Origin of the sequence: Pseudomonas sp. PDM18, assembly GCF_014852585.1 — a bacterium.
Taxonomy (GTDB): Bacteria; Pseudomonadota; Gammaproteobacteria; order Pseudomonadales; family Pseudomonadaceae; genus Pseudomonas.
Map to the genome: position 1 here is coordinate 126,705 of NZ_JACVBX010000010.1, position 19,463 is coordinate 146,167.

Sequence of the window (19,463 nt, forward strand, 5' to 3'; positions counted from 1 at the left end):
CTCGTGCTCCAGAAAAGGCCATCGTAAGGTGGTCTTTGTTTATTTGTCACCCCAAGAGCTGAAGCTTTGTATCATGGACAAAACAGCACAAGTTAGAACGGTCATGGATATATAGTTGGATTGAAGCGGGTAGTGCTCTTCTTTTATTTTTGGGAGGTACAGTCTATTTAAGATTTTAAGCATGGCGTCGTATTTTTTAATGGAAGTATAGAGCTTTGGGGACTCGTTGAGAGCGAAGTCATCTAGCTCGCACTCTTCTAGTACCTCGTCAATGCGTTCGATACTATTCATAAGGGAAACATCAAGGTTCTTCTTGGTCCTTCTTAGTAACTCTGTTTTTTCTTGGATTATTCTCATTATTCTAATGCGGTCTGCTGATGATGTTCGATTGATCAAGCTATAAATCAGCTCGCAAAAATATATGTCTTTTGTAAGTTCGAGTTCATGGCGGTGATTGGGGTTTGTTCTGTACTGCTCCATAAGGTGGCAGCGGAAATTTTCTCTACCAGAATAGTTTATTTGGCTACTTACTTCACTCTCGACGTAGCGAAATCCCTGAAGGCGGTTCGTGATATCCTCCGCATATTTCCAATCCAGCTGGCCTTTAAATGAGTAGTAAATCAGTTCGGCGCAGTCGCGCAGCAAGTGGCGCAGATGGCGAGCCTCTTTCTTATTTAAGTCGAAGCTGTCGAAGTGGCTTGTGATCTCGTTGAGTGAGTCTTCAGCAAGCTTGCTGAGTTTGTATATTCCTTCTTTGTTATTGCGGCGAATTTCGTTAAATTCAACTCTGTATTTGGCGTGACGCTCAGAAACTTGGGCTCTGTAGCTGTAGTAAGCGCTATCACTCAGACGCCGTGTGTGGCGCAAGCTTATCAGAGAGACTATTAGCGCGGTAATGGAAAGGATACTTGGTATGACGGTTTTCATATCATGATCGCCGAGGAAAAGGAAAGTGGCCAATTTTTCTATTCTATGAAAGAGGGCAAATTTATTTCCTACTCTAAGGCTGGGTGGTGATGGTTCAGGAAAGGCGCTTGAAAAATAAATCCGTCCCCTTTTTTGCCACTAATTCTCGCTATTTTCCTAATCGAGAATCTATGTTGTCTCTTAAGTCTTCGCACCTCTCTTTTTTGGCTAAAAATTTCCTATCGCCCGATTGCCACGCACAGATAGGTTTTTCATAGGTTCCTGTCAGTGCGGTGCATTTTTTTGAATTTTCATTTTTGTATATGCATTGCTCGTCAAAGAATATGAGCTCATAGCCTGGATAGGCTGTTAGCTTTCCATCTTTAATAATGTATTTTGTCTCAAAGAGAGAGCCTCCAACTTGCGCTATATCTCGAAATGTCTTGTTTTCAATAAAATCTGATCTCGCGGGCACTGAACCAATATTGATTGCTTTCCGACTTCCAGGAGCAGCGAGGTAGATTTCATTCTGCGCGTTTATTCCAAGCTCATCCGAGCTTGGGCCGGCCAGAATGACTATGCCCCCGTCGCCTGAGTCTATAAATGAATAATACCTATCACAAGTTTTGCTATTGTCTCCAAGTTGGTAGGATGTTCCATTTGCATAGATTTCAATTTTTGTGTTTGACTCGGTTTTTCTGCAGTCTGCCTGTTCGTATATTGAGCCTGCGTTCGCATTTGTTGTCACCAAGATAATGATCGCTAATGGGTTTTTCATGGTCTTTGCACATGTTTACAGCAGAAAACAGACAGAATGGACGTATTTTTCTGTTCTAAGCATAGAGCCGACTGGTTCAGGCTGGAGTCTTGGAGGCAAATATTCCATTTTTAATTTTTGTTATTTATAGCCTTGTATGGCAAACCCGTGGCGTGTTGTTTTTGAAGTAGGTGCTCGAAACCGTTTTGCTTTTTCTGTCTAGATTTAGATTTATAAATTCATCTCCGCAATTCGGATTGGCTTCAGTGAATTTTTTTATCTTGGGTTTGAATATAAAAACTCTATAAATTAAGTATGTCCCCATGCCCTCGTCCATGTGCCAGACTGAAAAATCAAGATTTCCATCAAAATTATAGTCTGCTATTTCTATGTTTAATTTACTCTCTGTGTCTATATTTATAGTTTCTTTTTCCTCGTTATCTCCCGTAATGATGATTGAGCTTCCTTCTGTTGTGATTGTGTACTTGCTTCTTCCTTCTGGGAAGAAATCCACATTCCCGGCATGCGCTAATTACGATAGAAAGATGATGAATAGGAGTAGTATGGTTTTTTTTGGACGCATATTATTCAGGATCCTGCATGTTTGCTCGAATTGGGTGTTTGGGATGTGGGGGCGTAATGGTGACTTCGCGCGATGTGTCTACGGAGTCAGTAAGACTTCGCAGCATATAAACGGTGTACGCCTGCCTTTCGTAATATCCGTTACTGCCACCGTTAACTAGCCGGTTAACCAGCCCAATGTTTGATGGTGAGTAAGGTCTGTCCGCGACTCTGTTGATGTTTATTCCTTCTGAGAATGGCTTTGATATCCAATAGAACCCCCCCAGAATCGCAAGCTTCATACGGACTCTCTCCTATGATGTCTGGGTCGAATCTCGGCGACCAGGTGAATAAACTGCCATTGTTATTTGGGTGTGCTGAGTAATGTTGTGAAGTCGGTGTAAGTCGAGCGTCCGTGTTGGGGCGTCGTTCGGTATAGGTTGTAGTAGAGTTTGGCGGGAACGCCCTGTAGTTTCCATGTTCTCTATAGTTTCCCGCCCAAGTTAACTGCATTATTCCTCTACCATAAAATATCGTATAGAACTGTGTCGCAGGATTTGCTGCTGAGTATGCACCGAAGCCCCACTCATGCATGAGGCGCTTTGAGCCGCCTAAATCTCTCCATTGTGCGGTTTCCAATAGTGTTTGCGCCAGAAATATAGAAATTCGATGCTTATTTCCTCCTAGGTATTTTCTAATAACTTTGTTAAGGCTGGGGCTGTGCCTTGCGATCCTTTCCTTTGCTCGTTCCCTGCTGATTGTATAGGTGTCGCTATTGGTTGTTATGGGGGTTATTGGGTTGGAGTTAGTGTTGTAAAACATATGCTTAGGGAATGTCATTGCAAATTCATTAGCTGTGAGCCAACCACATCCTCTGAAGATGCTAATGATTTCCCTGGGAGGAAATTGCCAGTGCTTTTTATCTATATCAGTTAAATTGGAATCCTCCCAAAACGCCAACGCCTCGTGGTGCTTCTTAAGGTCCTTGAAGTCATCCTCCGACATAGGCCCACCCTCTGCGACCTTCGTTAGCCAGCCATAGCGTGCTTTGAAATCTTCGCTCGACCATTCGGTGGGGAATTTGCAGATCAGGCGCTTGAGCGTGCCCTTGGCGGTGGCATCCACGAGATAGGTGGTGTTGCGCAGCCGGTCGTCCATGTATTGCTCCGAGAGCCTTCGTTTGTCCCCCTCAGGCATCGAGTCGTAGGCGTCGGATTGGGCCCGGCTGACGGCATCTTCGCGACGGGGCAATTGCACGGCGTAGAGGCTGGGCGGTTCGAGGAGGTCGCGGATATAGGTGGATTGGCAGTGACTGTCGGAGTCCTGGTCGTCGTCGATCAGGCGCCAGCCCATCCAGTGCGGGAAGTCGGCATCGTTGAAGCGGGTGACGCCGGGGGCGTTGAGGTTGAACCAGGCGCTGCGCTCCGCTTCGCCAGCTTCGGTACGGGGCGGCAGGCTGATCTTGCGCCAGTGCGCGGCGTCGGCCGGTTGGAGTACATCCGGCCCCAGCACCCGGCCGAAGCGCAGCAGTTCGTAGCCGGCACTGGGGCAGGCGGGGTAGCGGCGGGTGGCGGTGGTGTAGAGGTTGTACTCGAAGTCCGCTTCTTCGCTCTGGCTGCCGATGAGTTCGCCGGTCAGGTGGTAGGTGGTCAGCTGGCACTGGCCTTTGTCGTAGCGCATGCGAACGATAAGACCCTGCTGCATCTGCTTGACCATTTCCGGGCGGTAGCCATCGATCTGGGTGGTGGTGATGGCGAGTCCGCTGGGGCTTCCGCTTGGCGTGAGCCAGCCTGCTGGCAGGGCGGGGAAGCTGAAGGAGACAGCGCCCGTGATGGTGGGCGAGGCGAAGTCGCTCGGTGGCGCGGCGAAGCCTTGTAGAGTGCTGGGGACGTAGAAGTACATGTCGCCCCAGCAGCTGTCGGTGCGGCCGTCTCGGGTGCGGTAGTCCAGCTCTCGCGTGCTGCGGCCGGTCAGGTGCTCGACCTGAGTGTCGCTGGCGATGATCTCGAAGTGAATCTTGCCAGCGCTGCCGTAGATTTCCCCAACCTCGCCGATGTTGTCCTTGCGGTAGATGCGCTGCTTGAGCTGCGGGTTGGCGATGTTGATTTTCGACAGGTGCATGTAGATCGAATAGAACACCACCTGGCTGCGTGCGCCTTCGCCGATTTCGGTTTCGTGGCGCAGCACGATGCAGCCGTTGTCCGTCCAGCCATCGCCGTAGTTGAGCGCGTTGTTGGGATCGTCGGTTTTCTCTGCTGGGGCGCGGAAGTACGCGAGCGTACCGTCGGCAATCGCGCGGACGGGCAGGTTCTTTCCGTTCTCCTGCGGGGCGCGCAGATGCAGGCCGCCATGCCAGTTGAGGTCGAAGCTCAGGGGGTAGGCGCCATCGCCCAGGTTGCCGCCGGGCATGGCGCGCTCAACGAAGGCTTCGTCGGTTTCCCTGGCCACCGGAGCGGGAATGAAGGGAGGACTGATGATCATGTGCAGGCTTCCTTGGCCTAGTCAGAGCGACAGTGGGTAGATGGATTTCTTCTTCGCTTCGCCGGTGGATTCGCGCGGCAGGAACGGGATGTCCGGGTGCAGACTGGCCGGCCCTCGATACTCGTAATGCGGCGACTTGATCAGGTAGTCACCCTGGGTGCCGTACTCGATGCTGTGCTGATCCATGCGGAGGTAGCTGCCGCCAGCGTTGATGACGATTGCCTTCTTGGCGGTGATATGGATTTCGTTCTCGGTGCTGGTGATGTCCACGGCCTTGCGGGCGAGCAGTTCCATGCGGTCGTTCTGTGCCTGGATTTGCACCGCGCCGTGGTTGGCGAAGATCTTCATGCCGAGCTTGCGGACGAACAGGCTCATGCCTTCGCCGATGCCGGCGAACAGGCGCTTGGCGACGCTGATGTCCGCCTCGGCGCCGGCGTTGAGCATCAGGTTCTGCTGGGCGGCCACCTGCAGGTGCTGGCCGCTGGTGAGGGCGATGCCTTGGGGCGCGCTGAGCAGGGCGACGGCGCCTGCGAGCTGGGCTACCTCTTCACGCATGAAGGCGATTTGCGCGAGATAGTTGGCCGCGTCGGCCTGGGACATTTCGGCATCGCTGGAGAGCTGCTGCATCTCGTCGCCAGCCTGTTCCAGGCGAGCGATGGCTTCCTGCATGGCCAGTACCTGACCTTGTGCGCCGGGCTGCACGTCTGCGCTGATGAACACACCCTTGCCGGCGCGCACTGCGCCCCAGCCGTCGGTGCGCAGTTCGAAGCCCTCGCCGCGCTGCTACCGTTGCGCATCCACCAGATGGCCGAGATTCAGCTGGCTCTTGCCGCTGTATTCGGTGCTGAGCTTGATGTGCTCTTTTCCGCGCGAGTCATCCAGGCGCAGCTTGTTGTTGGCCGATGTGCGCAGGACGTTGCGCTTGTAGTTTTTCAGGGTGACGTGGTCGGGATGTCGAGAGTCGTGAATGGCGTGGGCGATGTAGGGGCGGTCGGGGTCGCCGTTTTCGAAGGCGATGCGTACTTCGGTGCCTTGTATCAAAGGTAGGTGCAGGCCGTAGGTATCGCCCGCGTAAGGCCGAGCGAGGCGCAGCCACAGTGACTCGCGGCCTGCCGGCCAGGTGTCGCGGTCGAACAGGAAGTGACACTTGTAGCGGCCGTCTTTATCGATGTGACCATAGAGATCGTTCGGCTCCGGGCTGGTGATGCGGGCGGGGATGGTGCCGGCGATCACAGGTTTGGCTGGCACTTCGGGGCGGAAGCAGACCTGCTCGTCGTAGAGGATGGCTTCGAATTGCACTTCGAAGCCGCGGTCGCGGGCGGCACTGCTGTGCAGGCGGACGATCACCGCGCCCGGTGCGAAGTTTTTGTCTACGCCGTCGAGCTTGAGTATCTGCCCGGGTAGCAGCGCGGGGCTGCTGGTGTGGCCGGTCAGGCGCGTGCGTTCGTTGAGGTAGCGTTCGTGGGCGAGGCGCGCGTAGAAGTAGCCGCTTTCGCTCTCCAGGTCTTCGTCCTGGGCGTAGGCGTCGCCGAGTTTCTGGTGGGGCTCGCCGTAGTGGTAAGCCTCGCCGTAGGTGGTTTTCGGCGATTTGAGCAGGTCGACGTTCGCGTCCAGCTCAGCGCCGGCGTCGCGGTAGTCGTAGGCGCGGTTGCTGACCTGTTGCACGACCAGCCCATGGCCGGTCTGCAGGTTCCAGACGGCATCCTGGCCGCTGGACTCCAGCGAGGAGAGCGGGCGCAGTGGCAAGGGCGGTGCGGGCAGGTAATGACGCTGGTCGTCGTGGAATTCCAGCACCTCGATGCGCAGGCGCTCATCCATGCTGAAGCGATACCAGATGCCCACTTCGGCGGTGAGGCGCTGGATGAAGGCCAGATCGTCCTCGCCGTACTGCATCACCTGTTCGCGCTGCGGATATTCGCGGGTCAGCTGGAAGAGGAAATCCTGGCCTGCGAGCTCATTGCGGCGCAGCACCTGCTCGACGATCTCCGGCACGCTTTGGTTCTGGTAAATGCGGTACTGGCGAGCGAGGCCCAGCAGCTTCAAACGGGGGACGAAAATCACCTCGTAGCGGGATACGTCCCGTGACATGGCAAGCAGGGAAAAGCGGCTGATCGTGCCGTACAGCGTACGCAGCGGCGGAGCGAGCGGCGGCGTGTAGCCGGGAATACCCAACTGCTCGGGTGGCGCGCGCAGGCTGAAGCTGGCGTCCTTGCAGAGGAACGAATCAGCGGGGAGGTCGAGGTGGGTACTGGTGAATTCGATGCGGTAGGTGAAGGGCTGGCTGAGGGCCTCATCGCCGCTGAAGGCCAGGACATCGAGCGGTGCGGCGACGTCCCTGACTTTGAGGGTATGGCGGCTGTGGTCGAAGAAGCGGTGGGCGGCATCGATGAGCATGGCGGACGTCCGTTCCAGAGGAATGGTCATCCCACCAGTTAGGCTGTCGCCTTGTCAGTCGGACCGGTCCGGGGAACTCGTGCGATTGGTCGATGGAAGCACGAGGTTTGTTTTCTGCCCTTGGGGAAAAGATAGAGCCGACAGCCGCAACCCTTCACTTACGTCAGACTCAGCCGATAGCCCTTCTGCGCGGGCACCTGTTCTTGCCCGCTCGGAAGGCAGCCCCTATGCTGCGCCCGTCACGGCCAAATCCGTGGCCGGGTTTGACAGCCCGACGAAACGGCGCGATTGCGCCAGCAGGTGCATGCGAAAAGCGGCGAACGCTTTTCGTAGGCCTTGTCACGACTGCGATTTCTGATTGCAGGGTTTATGGCAGATCGCGCGGGGAGACCTCCTCGTGGGGTCTGCCGGTTCCGTTTCCCGGTCTGTCAACCCCGCGTGGTCTGCCTCCATTGTTTGACAGCAATGGCGGCAGCTCCTGACCTCAATGAAACGGAGTTACGCAAATGTCTTCAGACGACAACACCCTCGATCCCGCCTCAAACCGGTTCCATCCTCTACCGGGCAGCGACCGCCCCCTCAGTTTCGAAATCCCGCCGGGTTGGCCGGAGGAATCCCATCTCATCATGAACTACGGCGCGCTGGTCGCCCGCGAATGGCTGTTCGCCCCGGGCGGAGAAACGCTCTGGAGCAACTTCACCAAGGGCCGCACGCTGCAAAGGTCCATGCTCGACCGCATGGCTTTTGAGATCGGCTTCCTCGCCCAACTGGAACGACGGCTCGAACGCCCTACGCAGTAGCTGCGCCACGCGAACACTCGCAGCGAAAGCTGCGAGTGTCTGAATTGAGTGGCCGACAGGGATCGGTGGTTGAATCTCGCGGACAAGCGGCCAGATGGCTCAGGCGCTTTCCTAACCACTTCCGTCTATCACTATTGGCGCGCGGACTTTTCCCTTCGATCTCCCAGCAAATGTCTGGCTGACCGCGCCGCGTTGCGCCTTGCACTCTTGAGGCCTACCCCTCAGCGGCGAGGCGATGAGCATGGACGGTGGCAAGCGCAGCGAAGGATTCACCCTAGTGGAAGTTCTGATCTCGGTGCTCATCCTCGGCATTGGCCTGCTGGGGTTGGCGGGATTGCAGAATGTCGGTATCAGCGCTGGTTACAGCGCGCTGCACCGTTCCCAGGCATCCTGGCTGGCCGGCGAGATGGCGGAGCTGCTGCGCGCCAATCCCGACTCCGCCCGTGCTGGCGCCTACGACCTGAACTTCATCGACGGGGCCGCCGGCTGCCCGAAGGGCGGGGGCTCGACACGCGCGCAGCTCGATCTTGGCCAATGGCAGGCCGATGTCTGCGAGACGCTCGGTGGATCGGGTAGCGGCTCGGTGACGGTAACCCGCAGCGGCGATCTGTATAGCGCGGTGATCGCTGTGCGCTGGAGCGAACGGCGTGCTCGGCAGCGACTGGCGGAGGCGGGCAATGCCTGGGAAACCTTCACCTACCGGACAGGCCTCTGACATGCGCCAGCGCGGGCTTTCGCTGGTCGAGCTGCTGGTCGCCATGGCGCTCGGCCTGCTGCTCCTGGCGGGCGTCATCCAGGTCGTCGTCGGCAGCAAGCGCAGCTATCAGAGCGGTGTGGCGCTGGCCGAGCTGCAGGAGAATGGCCGCTTCGCGCTGGAGGCCATGGCACAGGACCTGCGTAATGCCGGATTCACAGGCGCCTGTACCGGCGCCCTGATCAATGCCAGTGGCGTCGGTGACGCGCAGTACGCCGTGGAGCGCTCGCCAGTCGAAGGGTATGGCGCGGGAATGCCGGCAGCCGCCTGGGTGCCTTCCGGGCGTCTGGCGAACACGGACGCTGTGCTGCTGCGCTACGCGTCCGACCCTGTTCTCGAGGCGCGTTCGATCAGCGCGAACCGAATGTTCCTCGTCTCATCGAGTGCGGTCGCAGGAGCCTTCTATCTGCTCAGCGATCAGCAGTCCTGCTTGCTGCTGCGCAATGCCGGGAATGCGGCGAGCCTGTTGGCGGATCGTTCTCTGGAGCACTTCCTGGCGCCCGCCACGCGGGTCTACCCCTACCGCTACGCGATCTACTGGATCGGCCGTGGCGTCGACGGGACGCCGGGGCTGTTCGTGACCGACAACAGCCAGACCTCCTTCAAGCCGAACACCGAAGAACTGGTCAACGGCGTCGCCGGCATGAGCCTGCGCTATGGCGTGGCAGGGGCGGGCAGCGAGGCGGTGGCGGCCTACAAGGCGGCGCGGGAAATGACCACGGGCGACTGGCGGCGGGTACGTACGGTGCGCGTCAGCCTGTTGCTGCAGAGCCAGACCCGCGAGGTCGACGAGGCGCCCAAGGCGCTGCAGTTCGACGGCCGAACCGTTCCACCGAATGCGGAGCGACGACTGCGGCTGGTGATGAGCAGCACCATTACGCTGCGCAATCTTTTGCCATGAAGGGAGGTCTGCGATGCGCCATGAAACCGAGTGCGGGGCGGTGCTGCTGGTCTCGCTGGTCATGCTGTTGCTGCTCACACTCATTGGCCTGGCGGGCATGCACATGGTGCAGCTGGAAGAACGCATGGCCGGCAACCTGCGTGATCGGCAGATGGCCTTCCAGGCGGCGGAAGCAGCGCTGCGGGCCGGTGAAACGGCGGCACTGGCGCGCTATCGGCGCGACGGCCCGATGACCTCTCTGGACGCAGCCGAAGGCGTGTCTGCTGGCTTTGCCGCGAGCGCGGCGCAGCCGGTCTACCGGCTGCGCTTCCTGCGCTGGCTAGCCAGCGAAGGGCTGGAAGTCGGCAAGGGCGGCTCGGCCAGTGGTGTCGCCATCGAGGTGCGTGCCGAAGGCTTCGGCGCCCGTCGCCAGCCTTCAGGGGAGCCAGTTTCCAGTGTCCGGCTGAGCAGCATCTATTTCATCCGTTAGCGCGTACCAAGGAGGTGGCCGTGAGGCTCGGAAGACTCTGTTCCCTGATGGCGGGTGCCACTCTGGCGGGCGCGCTGTCGGCAGCGCCGGTCAGCCAGGTACCGCTGCAGGTCGCCAGCGGTGCTCCAGGCAACATCCTGCTGCTTCCGTCCTCGGCCCACGGGGCGACGGCGGCGGCTGCCAATCCGAGCCTTGTCTACGCCACCGGCGAGCGGTACTTCGGCTACTTCGACCCGGACAAGTGCTACGCCTACCGCTTTGACGAAGCCGGGACGGAGCGCTATTTCCAGCCCGTCGGCCCGGCACTGACCCATCTCTGTCGGCAGGCCTGGAGCGGTAACTTCCTCAACTGGGCAACGGCGCAGAACATCGACGTGTATCGCTCTGTGCTGACCGGGGGCGATCGTTTCATCGACAGCGTCGGGCTGACGGTGTTGCAGAAGGGGCGGAATCTCGAGTGGGACGGCGTCTTCCCGGATCGTCTTCTGCCTTTCGACACCGTGGAGGGTGCTACGCCGTTCTCCGGCATAACGCTGTACCTGCGTGTAGCGGGAGAGGAGCGCAACCTGTTGCTGAGTCGCAGTCCGGAGTTTCCTGGCGAGCCGCAGGAGTTCTTGCCCGTAGAGCCGCTTTTGCCAGCGACGACCTACCGGCTCGCGGTGCGCGTGCAGGTCTGTGTTGCCGGCCAGCTGGAACGTAACTGCCAGCGCCATGGTGAGCACCACAAGCCCGAGGGATTGCTGCAGCAATACGCCGGGCGCCTGCGCTTCAGCCTGTTTGGCCGGTCTGATAGCGAAACGGGAGCGGTGCTGCGCGCGCCGCAGAAGTTCGTCGGTCCGTGGCTGGATGATGGGCGGGATAACCCGCTCAAGGAGTGGTCGGCACAGACCGGAGTCTTCATCGACCGGCCGGCTGGCGTGATCGCCACGCTCCACCGCTTCGACGAGGCCCCGTTACTGCCCTTCGATGACCCAGGTGAGTTGCTGCATGCCGGCACCCGCTATCTGCGCCATCAGGGAGATCACGCGGACCCGCTCACCTACGCCTGCCAACGCAACGCCATGCTCGGAATCGGCGGCGCGGGCGAGGGCGAGGCCGGCGCGAGTTTGCTCCGTCTTGGCGATCCAGCGCTTGCTCAGGCGACGCAGCAGGTGACAGCCATGCAAGGGGGCGCAGGCTCCGCCGCTTCACTCGCGCTGGCAGGCCTGGCCTATGACGCCCATGTGCGCGATCTGCGCCCGGACCTGCCCGGTCGGCAGAGCGCCTCCACCTACTGGCTTGCATCTTTCCGTGATGTGTCCGGACCGGGCAGCGCCCTGTGGCTGGCGGCCCAGTACGGCGGCTTTGCCTTCTCGCGTGGCCACTCCTATGTGCGCACATCACCGCTGCCGGACAGCACGTGGCAAGGCGCGGATGGCTGGCCGGCCAATCTGCTGAGGCTCGCCGAGCCCGAGCAACTACGTGATGAGCTAAAGCAGGCATTTGCCCGAGCGGCCGACGATGACCCTCGGAGCATTGGCAATTTCAGTGCCGGCCTGAGCCCCGGCGAGTGGTTCAGTACCTTGCTGGCGCGGCGGCATTGGAGCGGAGACCTGCAACTATGGCGCGAAGGTGAGCAACAGCCGCGATGGTCCGCAGCACGGAATCTGGATGCGCTGAGCGAAGCGCAACTGGCTGGGCGGAACATTCTCACAATGCGGCCCGCCGCGGCCGGGGCGGATGGGGGGCTGATCGCGCGCGCCGGCATGTCCTTCGCCTGGAGTGCCCTGGATGACGAGCAGCGCCGCAGACTGGGAGGCGAGCAGGGCGAGTTGCTGGTCGACTACCTGCGTGGCTCGCGCCTCCACGAACGCCAGGAGCCGGGCAGCAATTTGCCGTTCCGCCTGCGCACCGGCAGGCTGGGCGACATCGTTGGCTCGCGCCCGGTCTATTCCTGGCACGACCCGCAGCCCTACGGTGAGCTGCCCAAGCCATTAGGCGCTGGCTACCGGGAGTTTCTTGCCAGCGAGCAATACCAGCAGCGCGCGCCGCTGGTGGCAGTGGGCGCCAACGACGGCATGCTGCATGGCTTCGATGCGCGCGATGGGCGCGAGTTGTTCGCCTATGTGCCGGCGGCTGTGCTGGGGCATCTTCGCGAGCTGGCCGATCCCGGCTATGCCCACCGCTTTTACGTCGATGGGTCACCTGTTGTGGGTAACGCCTGGATCAGCCGGGAGTGGCGGACCCTGCTGCTGGGCAGCACCGGAGCGGGTGGTAACAGCCTGTTTGCGCTGGACGTGACCGACCCGGAGCGCGTTCGGCCCGGCAGTGTGCTCTGGGAGTTCGCCCACCCTGATCTCGGCTACACGCTGGGGCGGCCAAGCCTGATGGCCCTCGGGCGGGGACGGTTTGTGGTGGCGGTGTCCTCCGGCGCCAGGGACCCGGAAAGCCGGGGCGGGGACATCTGGTTGCTCGATGCGGCGGATGGTCATGTGCACAAGCGCGTCCATCTGCCCGAGGCCGGCGACCTGGGACCGGTGACGGTCATCAGCAGCACGGGCGACGTAACCGCCAACCGCCTTTATGTGGGTGACAGTCTCGGGAATCTCTGGCGCGTGGATTTGGCGGACGAAGAGGACGGCGGCTCAGCGATCCCTCCGTCGCTGGCCGGCAAGCCTCTGTTCCGGGCGCTGGCGCCAGATGGGGCTCCGCAGGCAATCAGCGCGCCGGTGGCGGCCGCCCTGGATCGTAGCGGACAAGTGCGAGTGTTGTTCGGCACCGGCCGCTTTTACCGCGTGGGTGATGACGAACCGTCGGCGAAGACTGAAAGTCTTTATGGCGTTCTCGACGATGGGCGGGCCATGGTCGGGCGGTCTGATCTTCTACCGGTGCCCGACACGGATGGTGCTCGCGGCTGGTATCTCGACCTGCCGGCGGATGGCTCGCGCGTGGTGGAGCAGCCGCAGATACGCGATGGGAAGCTGGTGTTGTTCAACCTGATCGCACCGGGAGACGACCCCTGCAGCGACCCTCTCGCTTACGCTTCAGTGGTACTGGATATCGGCAGCGGAGAGCGGCTGGCAGGTGGCCTGTCGGGCGCTGTCATGACGGGCGGCGACGCAGCGCAGCGGACCAGCGGAGCGCTTCTGCAATCCGATCCGGGCGGTGCTCTGCGCATCATGGATGTGGATCGCGATGGCAGGCCGCAGGAGCAGAGAATCAATGTACCCCGTGATTCCGGGCGCAAGGCCTGGTGGGAGTCTCGGTGAAATGACATCGCCGAACGAACGCGCTGGCGGCTTCACGCTGGTGGAGTCGCTGGTCTGCCTGACCCTGATCGGGGTCCTGCTGGGTATCGCCCTGCCGGCGTATCAGGATCACATCCAGCGGGTGCGCCGGGTGGACGCGCAGAAGTCGCTGGTGGAGTTGGCGCAGTCGCTGGAGCGCTTCTACACCAGTCGTGGCAGCTACGTTGGCGCAACGCTTGCATTCGACCAGTCGCCACGCGATGCAGGGAAGGCGTTCTACCGCCTGGGTTTCGCCAGTGACCCGGATGAGTCTGGCTATGTCCTGCAGGCCGAGCCGGTCGGGGCGATGGCGGGGGATGCCTGCGGGGTGCTGACGCTGGCCAGCAGCGGGCTCCGAGGCGCGAGCTCGGAGCGCTGCTGGTAGTCGTGCATCAGGTTGGCGTACGGTCGACCCACTTGGGCGCGGCCAGGGGCTTCCAGGCGGCCAGGGCGCTGACCAGCTCGGCGGGCGAGGCGGCGCGTTGCAGCATGTCGCGGTGCGGCTGGCGCACGAAGCGCTCCTGCACCAGATGGTCGAGGAAGGTCAGCAGCGGATCGAAGAAGCCGTTCACTTCCAGCAGGCCCAGCGGCTTGGCGTGGTAGCCCAGCTGGCCCCAGGTCCAGACCTCGAACAGTTCTTCCAGGGTGCCCAGGCCGCCCGGCAGGGCGATGAAGGCGTCGCTCAGTTCGGCCATGCGGGCCTTGCGTGCGTGCATGCCGTCCACCACTTCCAGGCGCGTCAGGCCGCTGTGGCCGACTTCGGCATCTTTCAGGCTCTGCGGGATGATGCCGATGACTTCGCCGCCAGCGGCCAAAGCGGCATTGGCGACCATGCCCATCAGGCCCACGGCGCCGCCGCCGTAGACCAACTGGATGCCGTTCTCGGCGAGGTGGCGGCCGAGGGCTTCGGCGGCTTCCTGGTAGATCGGGGTAGCGCCGGGGCTGGCGCCGCAGAATACGCAGATGGAACGCAAGGTCATGGAACTGTCCTCTTTCAGCAGGCCGTCAGGTTACCGGCTGCGAGGAAAGCGACCAAGCCGAATTCAGTTGTCCTGGCAGCCGCCGGCGGAGGCACCGAGTGCGTAGCAGGCGAGCAGGTTCTGTAGCAGCGGGCTTTGTAACAGCGCAAGACGGTGCATGGGTGCGAGCTCCTGTGGGGCCGGGGGATGACGTCTATGCTAGGCGGAGTGCGCTGTTCTGCCTCGTTGATCCTGCTGATCGACCTGATAGACAGTTCGGTGCTTGGCACGTGGCCGACGGCCATTGATGCAGATCAGGGGAACCCCGATCACGTTCGGGCAGTCTTCCCCTTCAGGATTCTCCGCCCAACCTGCCTAGGAGGCATGTCATGTTCCGTAAACTCGCCGCTGTATCCCTGCTTGGCCTGTTCAGTGCCCCGCTGCTGGCCGCCGAATGCTCCGTGGACATCCAGGGCAACGACCAGATGCAGTTCAGCACCAACGCCATCAGCGTCGACAAGAGCTGCAAGACCTTCACTGTGAACCTGTCCCACCCGGGCAGCCTGCCGAAGAACGTAATGGGTCATAACTGGGTCCTGACCACCGCCGCTGACATGCAGGGCGTGGTGACGGACGGCATGGCCGCTGGTCTGGACAAGAACTACGTGAAAGAAGGTGACACCCGCGTGATCGCCCACACCAAGATCATCGGCTCCGGCGAGAAGGATTCGGTGACCTTTGATGTGTCCAAGCTGAAGGCTGGCGATGAGTACGCCTTCTTCTGCTCCTTCCCGGGCCACTCGGCCATGATGAAGGGCACCCTGGCGGTGAAGTGATCCGGCTTTCTTCGAAAATTGGCTGATCGAGAAAGCCCGACCCTTGGTCGGGCTTTTTATTTCACGGTTTTTATTTCATAAATCGGAGTCAGGTGCTGCGTGGTTGAAAACGTAAGGGGGGATGCATGTACCACGGTGAACGCTTCAACGCCTGGACCCACCTGATCGGCGCTGTACTGGCGCTGGTGGGCGGCATCTGGCTGCTGGTGGCCACCAGCCTGGTGGGCGAGCCGCTGCGCATCGTCAGCGTGGCGGTGTATGGCACGACGCTGACCATGCTCTACAGCATTTCGACGCTCTACCACAGCGTGCGGGGGCGGGCGAAGGTCATCCTGCGCAAGCTCGATCACCTGTCGATCTACCTGCTGATCGCCGGGAGCTACACGCCGTTCTGCCTGGTGACGCTGAAAGGGCCCTGGGGCTGGACGCTGTTCGGCATCGTCTGGTCGATGGCGGTGATTGGCATGCTGCAGGAGATCAAGCCGCGCTCCGAGGCGCGGGTGCTGTCGATCATTATCTACGCGGTGATGGGCTGGATCGTGCTGATCGCGGTCGGCCCGCTGTACCGCGCGCTGGGCGGAGCGGGGTTCGCCTGGCTGGTGGGCGGCGGGGCTTGCTACACCATCGGCATCATCTTCTTCGCCTACGACAGCCGCTTCCGCCACTGGCACGGCATTTGGCATTTGTTCGTGATCGCCGGCAGCCTGCTGCACTTCATCGCCATCTGGCGCTACGTCATTCCCCAGCACTGAATCCTTGAGCCGTTGACGCGGGACTGCTTCCGCGCCAACGGCTGCCGTTCGCTTACGGCGCGGTGGGCAGTGCGCGCTTGTGGCGGGTCTTCTCGAAGGTGCGAACGATGATGTCGAAGGCCTCCTGGCCGACGTCCTGGCCGTGCAGGAAGGCATCGATTTCCTTGTAGGTCACGCCGTGGGCGTGCTCGTCCGGCTTGCCGGGGGCGAGGTCTTCGAGGTCGGCGGTCGGCACTTTCTCCACCAGATGCTCCGGCGCGCCGAGGCTGCGGGCAATGCTGCGCACCTGGTTCTTCACCAGGCCGGTGAGCGGGGCGAGGTCGCAGGCACCGTCGCCGAACTTGGTGAAGAAGCCCATCACCGCCTCGGCGGCGTGGTCGGTGCCGACCACCAGGCCGGCACGGGCGTTGGCGATGGTGTACTGGGCGACCATGCGCACACGCGCCTTGGTGTTGCCCAGGGCGAAGTCGCGGGTGGCCGGGGCCAGGTCTTCCAGCGCCTGGGTCTCGGCGGCCAGCGCTTGTACGGCCGGGCCGATGTTTACGGTGTGGCGCTCGTCGGGGGCGATGACGTCCACCGAGTCCTGGGCGTCCTGCTCGTCGCCCTGCACGTTGTACGGCAGGCGTACGGCGAGGAAGCGGTAGTCCTGGTTGCCGGTCTCGGCGCGCAGGCCTTCCACGGCCCGCTGGCATAGCATGCCGGCGGTGAGCGAGTCGACGCCGCCGCTGATACCCAGCACCAGGGTCTTCATCCCCGAACCCTTAAGGCAGTCCTGGATGAAGCGCACGCGCCGCTGGATCTCGGCCTGCAGCTCGGCGTCGGACTGGAAGGGTGGCTGCACGTTGAGTTCTCTGGCGATGGCGGCCTGTGTGTCTTTCATCTGGAGGGCTCCTGTGGAAAGCGGAAAAAGGGTTACACCGGCACCTTGAAGACGTGGCGCAGGTAGGCGACGAAGTTCTCGTCGCGGCATTGGGTCTTGCCCGGCGTGTCGGAAATCTTCGCCACGGGGTGGCCGTTGCAGGCCGTCATCTTGATCACGATGTTCATCGGTTCCACACCGGGAATGTCGCAGGTCAGGTTGGTGCCGATACCGAAGCTGGTGTTGATCTTGCCACGCAATGCGCGGAAGAGCTGCAACGCCTTGGGCATATCGAGGCCGTCGGAGAACACCAGGGTCTTGGTCATCGGGTCGATGCCCAGGCGGCGGTAGTGGGCGATGGCCTTTTCGGCCCAGACCAGCGGGTCGCCCGAGTCGTGGCGCAGGCCATCGAAGAGCTTGGCGAAGTACAGGTCGAAGTCGCCCAGGAAGGCGTCCATGGTAATGCAGTCGGTCAGCGCGATGCCCAACTGGCCACGGTACTCGCGTACCCAGCAGTCCAGCGCGGCGATCTGGCTGTCGATCAGCCGCGGGCCGAGTTGCTGGTGCGCCATCAGCCATTCGTGGGCCATAGTGCCGATGGGCTTCACGTCGAACTCGCGGGCCAGGTGTACGTTGCTGGTGCCGACGAAGCGGCCGGGGAAGTCGCGCTTGAGGATGTGCACGACTTCTTCCTGGGTGCGGTAGGAGAAGCGCCGGCGGGTACCGAAATCGGCGACCTGGAATTCCTTCAGCTCCTCCGCGCTGGCGTTGCCGGCGAGCCAGTCGAGCTTGCGATAGAGCTGCTCGCCGACCTGCTCCAGCACCACCTCGCGGTAGCGATAGCGGTTGCGCACCTCGCTGACGATGGCCAGCAGCGGCACCTCGAAGAGGATCACGTGCAGCCATGGCCCGCGCAGGCGGATGGCCAACTGGCCGTCCTCGATGCTGGTGTGCACGTAGCGCAGGTTGAAGCGGAACAGGCTGAGGAAGCGGATGAAATCCGGCTTGATGAACGGGATGCGTTCGAGGAAGGCCAACTGGTCCGGCGTGGCTTCCAGCTCGGCCAGGCGCTCGATCTGGTAGCGGATTTCCGCCAGGTACGGGCGCAGGTCTTCTGCGTTGCGGCAGCGGAATTCCCACTCTACTTCGGCGTTGGGGTAGTTGTGCAGCACAGCCTGCATCATCGTCAGCTTGTAGAAGTCGGTGTCCAGCAGGTTCTGCACGATGCTGTCGGCAAACACGCTCTCGGCCATGATCAATTCTCCCTGATGCCCATGAGGGCCTCGTCCAGTTCGTTCTCGTCCGCGCAGAGCAGAATCCCGGCGCTGCGCATTTCGGCACAGGCGATCTTCGCGGTTTCCTCCGCAATGGCGCGGCAGGCCGGCAGGTACAGCAGCACCTGGAAGCCGGCACGGCGCAGCTGCAGAGCGGTGGTCTTCACGCAGTAGTCCAGCGCCAGGCCGCCCACCAGTACATGGCTGACAGCGTTCTGCCGCAGGTATTCGATCACACCGGTGCTGCGCCGTTCCGCCAGGTCGTGGTAGCACGCACCGTAGGGGTGCAGGTCCGGCTCCACGCCCTTCCAGATGAAGAAGTCGTAGTCCATCGGCTTGGGCAGCTCGTCCAGCAATTCGAAGCCCTGCGTGCCCGGCACGCAGTGGCTGACCCAGGTGAGGTTGGCGTTGGGCAGGGCGAGCGGTTGCAGCATCTGTGCCGGCTCGCTCACTACCCAGGGCGCTTGCGGGCTGTGGGCGTCCTTGCTGCCCAGGCGCAGGCTGGCGCGTTCGGCCATCAGGTTGAGGGCGCCGCCGATGGCGTCACCGCCGGGCACCGGTAGCTCGTTGGGGCAGAGCGGGGTGAAGCTCTTCTGGGCGTCTACATCGAAGCTGGCGATCAGGTTCATGGAAGCCTCCGCTTGACCGTTTGTGGCCTGTCGTGGCTACATAATTCACGACATGAAATAAGTCGTCAAGCAGAAAGATAAAAATACTCGGAGGTGGAAGATGCTTTCTGTACATGGTGAAATAAGTCTCAGGCTTCTTCCTGCGAGGAAGCATTTGAGGAGCATCGATGAGTACCGCTGAAGTGCTGGCCACCGTGGATATCGTGGCGCTGCGCCTGAATCCCGAGCACGGATTGGAGCTGCTGTTGATCCGCCGCACCCAGGCGCCGTTCGAGGGTCAATGGGCGCTGCCCGGCGTGCTGATCAACGGCCGCTGTGCCGACCATGGCCTGGATGATGCCGCCCTGCGCGCCCTGCGCGAAAAGGCGCGGGTGAAGCCGGCGTACATGGAGCAGGTGGCGACTGTGGGCAATGCGGTACGCGACCCGCGTGGCTGGTCGCTTAGCGTGTTCTATTTGGTGCTGGTGGCGCCGGACACTGAGTTGGCCGCCGACGACCTGGACTTCGTGCCACTGGATGCCGTGCGCAGTGAGCGCTTTGCCTTGCCTTTCGACCACACCCAACTGGTGCAGCAGGCCTGTGAGCGGCTGGCTGGCAAGTCGGTGTACAGCGCGTTGCCGCTGCACCTGCTGCCGGAGCGCTTCACCGTGGCTGAGGCGCTGAAGGCCTTCGAGTGGTCCATCGGTGAGGAAATCCAGCATTCCAGCCTGCGCGGTCGGCTGGAGCGGATGAAGGCGGCAGGTTGGGTGGAAGACACCGGTGAACGCCACCAGCCGCCGATGGGCCGGCCGCAGCATGTCCTGCGCTTCACGCCGCAGGGGGATGGGGCGTTCGTGTTTGATCGGAGCCTGCTGGTCTGAGCGCT

Annotated in this window: 17 protein-coding genes and 1 pseudogene; 9 read left to right on the top strand and 9 right to left on the bottom strand. The window is 61.1% G+C overall.

What is annotated here, in order from left to right; genetic code table 11:
• Positions 1-39: 39 nt before the first annotated feature.
• The 5 genes and pseudogenes from IB274_RS20215 to IB274_RS20230 form a co-directional block, all read right to left on the bottom strand.
• A complete protein-coding gene (locus IB274_RS20215) occupies positions 40-927 on the bottom strand; it encodes a hypothetical protein (protein ID WP_192434133.1) in 888 nt (295 codons plus the stop codon).
• Between the two features lie 148 nt (positions 928-1,075).
• On the bottom strand, positions 1,076-1,684 hold the full coding sequence (locus tag IB274_RS20220) for a hypothetical protein (RefSeq protein ID WP_192434135.1): 609 nt from the start codon (positions 1,682-1,684) through the stop codon (positions 1,076-1,078).
• Between the two features lie 124 nt (positions 1,685-1,808).
• The gene (locus tag IB274_RS30175) at positions 1,809-2,177 is read right to left on the bottom strand and encodes an XAC2610-related protein (RefSeq protein ID WP_412548439.1); all 369 of its coding nucleotides are present in this window, start codon (positions 2,175-2,177) and stop codon (positions 1,809-1,811) included.
• A 233-nt stretch (positions 2,178-2,410) separates the two neighbouring features.
• The gene (locus IB274_RS20225; RefSeq protein WP_192434137.1) at positions 2,411-4,705 is read right to left on the bottom strand and encodes a M23 family metallopeptidase; all 2,295 of its coding nucleotides are present in this window, start codon (positions 4,703-4,705) and stop codon (positions 2,411-2,413) included.
• A gap of 21 nt (positions 4,706-4,726) precedes the next feature.
• A pseudogene (locus IB274_RS20230) lies at positions 4,727-7,099 on the bottom strand (type VI secretion system Vgr family protein).
• Positions 7,100-7,605: 506 nt separating this feature from the next.
• Here IB274_RS20230 and IB274_RS20235 point away from each other — a divergent pair.
• From IB274_RS20235 to IB274_RS20260, 6 genes are all read left to right on the top strand, one after another.
• Positions 7,606-7,899 carry a LasR-specific antiactivator QslA gene (locus tag IB274_RS20235; protein WP_192434139.1) on the top strand — a complete coding sequence of 98 codons (294 nt, stop codon included), beginning with the start codon at positions 7,606-7,608 and terminating at the stop codon, positions 7,897-7,899.
• Between the two features lie 241 nt (positions 7,900-8,140).
• Positions 8,141-8,614, top strand: coding sequence for a type IV pilus modification protein PilV (pilV, locus tag IB274_RS20240; RefSeq protein ID WP_192434141.1), 474 nt, complete (start codon positions 8,141-8,143; stop codon positions 8,612-8,614).
• A gap of 1 nt (position 8,615) precedes the next feature.
• Positions 8,616-9,554, top strand: coding sequence for a PilW family protein (locus tag IB274_RS20245; RefSeq protein ID WP_192434143.1), 939 nt, complete (start codon positions 8,616-8,618; stop codon positions 9,552-9,554).
• Between the two features lie 13 nt (positions 9,555-9,567).
• Positions 9,568-10,023, top strand: a complete 456-nt coding sequence (locus tag IB274_RS20250; RefSeq protein WP_192434145.1) for a PilX N-terminal domain-containing pilus assembly protein — start codon at positions 9,568-9,570, stop codon at positions 10,021-10,023.
• Positions 10,024-10,070: 47 nt separating this feature from the next.
• The gene (locus tag IB274_RS20255) at positions 10,071-13,271 is read left to right on the top strand and encodes a pilus assembly protein (RefSeq protein WP_192434147.1); all 3,201 of its coding nucleotides are present in this window, start codon (positions 10,071-10,073) and stop codon (positions 13,269-13,271) included.
• 1 nt (position 13,272) lies between these two features.
• Complete coding sequence (locus IB274_RS20260; protein ID WP_192434149.1) at positions 13,273-13,674, top strand: type IV pilin protein; 402 nt, start codon at positions 13,273-13,275, stop codon at positions 13,672-13,674.
• Positions 13,675-13,681: 7 nt separating this feature from the next.
• Here the strand turns inward: IB274_RS20260 and IB274_RS20265 are convergent, their stop codons facing one another.
• Complete coding sequence (locus IB274_RS20265) at positions 13,682-14,269, bottom strand: TIGR00730 family Rossman fold protein (protein ID WP_192225241.1); 588 nt, start codon at positions 14,267-14,269, stop codon at positions 13,682-13,684.
• A 368-nt stretch (positions 14,270-14,637) separates the two neighbouring features.
• Here IB274_RS20265 and azu point away from each other — a divergent pair, with 368 nt between their 5' ends.
• Positions 14,638-15,084 (top strand): azurin, encoded by a 447-nt coding sequence (gene azu, locus IB274_RS20270; protein WP_045216277.1) that lies wholly within the window; start codon positions 14,638-14,640, stop codon positions 15,082-15,084.
• Positions 15,085-15,209: 125 nt separating this feature from the next.
• Positions 15,210-15,836, top strand: coding sequence for a PAQR family membrane homeostasis protein TrhA (trhA, locus tag IB274_RS20275; protein WP_192434151.1), 627 nt, complete (start codon positions 15,210-15,212; stop codon positions 15,834-15,836).
• A 52-nt stretch (positions 15,837-15,888) separates the two neighbouring features.
• Here trhA and nadE read toward each other — a convergent pair whose 3' ends face one another.
• The 3 genes from nadE to IB274_RS20290 are packed head-to-tail and all read right to left on the bottom strand — an operon-like array spanning position 15,889 to position 18,598.
• Positions 15,889-16,716, bottom strand: a complete 828-nt coding sequence (nadE, locus tag IB274_RS20280) for an ammonia-dependent NAD(+) synthetase (RefSeq protein WP_192434161.1) — start codon at positions 16,714-16,716, stop codon at positions 15,889-15,891.
• 32 nt (positions 16,717-16,748) lie between these two features.
• Complete coding sequence (gene pncB, locus IB274_RS20285; RefSeq protein ID WP_192434163.1) at positions 16,749-17,948, bottom strand: nicotinate phosphoribosyltransferase; 1,200 nt, start codon at positions 17,946-17,948, stop codon at positions 16,749-16,751.
• 2 nt (positions 17,949-17,950) lie between these two features.
• Positions 17,951-18,598 (bottom strand): nicotinamidase, encoded by a 648-nt coding sequence (locus tag IB274_RS20290; RefSeq protein WP_192434166.1) that lies wholly within the window; start codon positions 18,596-18,598, stop codon positions 17,951-17,953.
• A gap of 167 nt (positions 18,599-18,765) precedes the next feature.
• Here IB274_RS20290 and IB274_RS20295 point away from each other — a divergent pair, with 167 nt between their 5' ends.
• Positions 18,766-19,458, top strand: a complete 693-nt coding sequence (locus IB274_RS20295; protein ID WP_192434168.1) for an NUDIX hydrolase — start codon at positions 18,766-18,768, stop codon at positions 19,456-19,458.
• Positions 19,459-19,463: the final 5 nt, after the last annotated feature.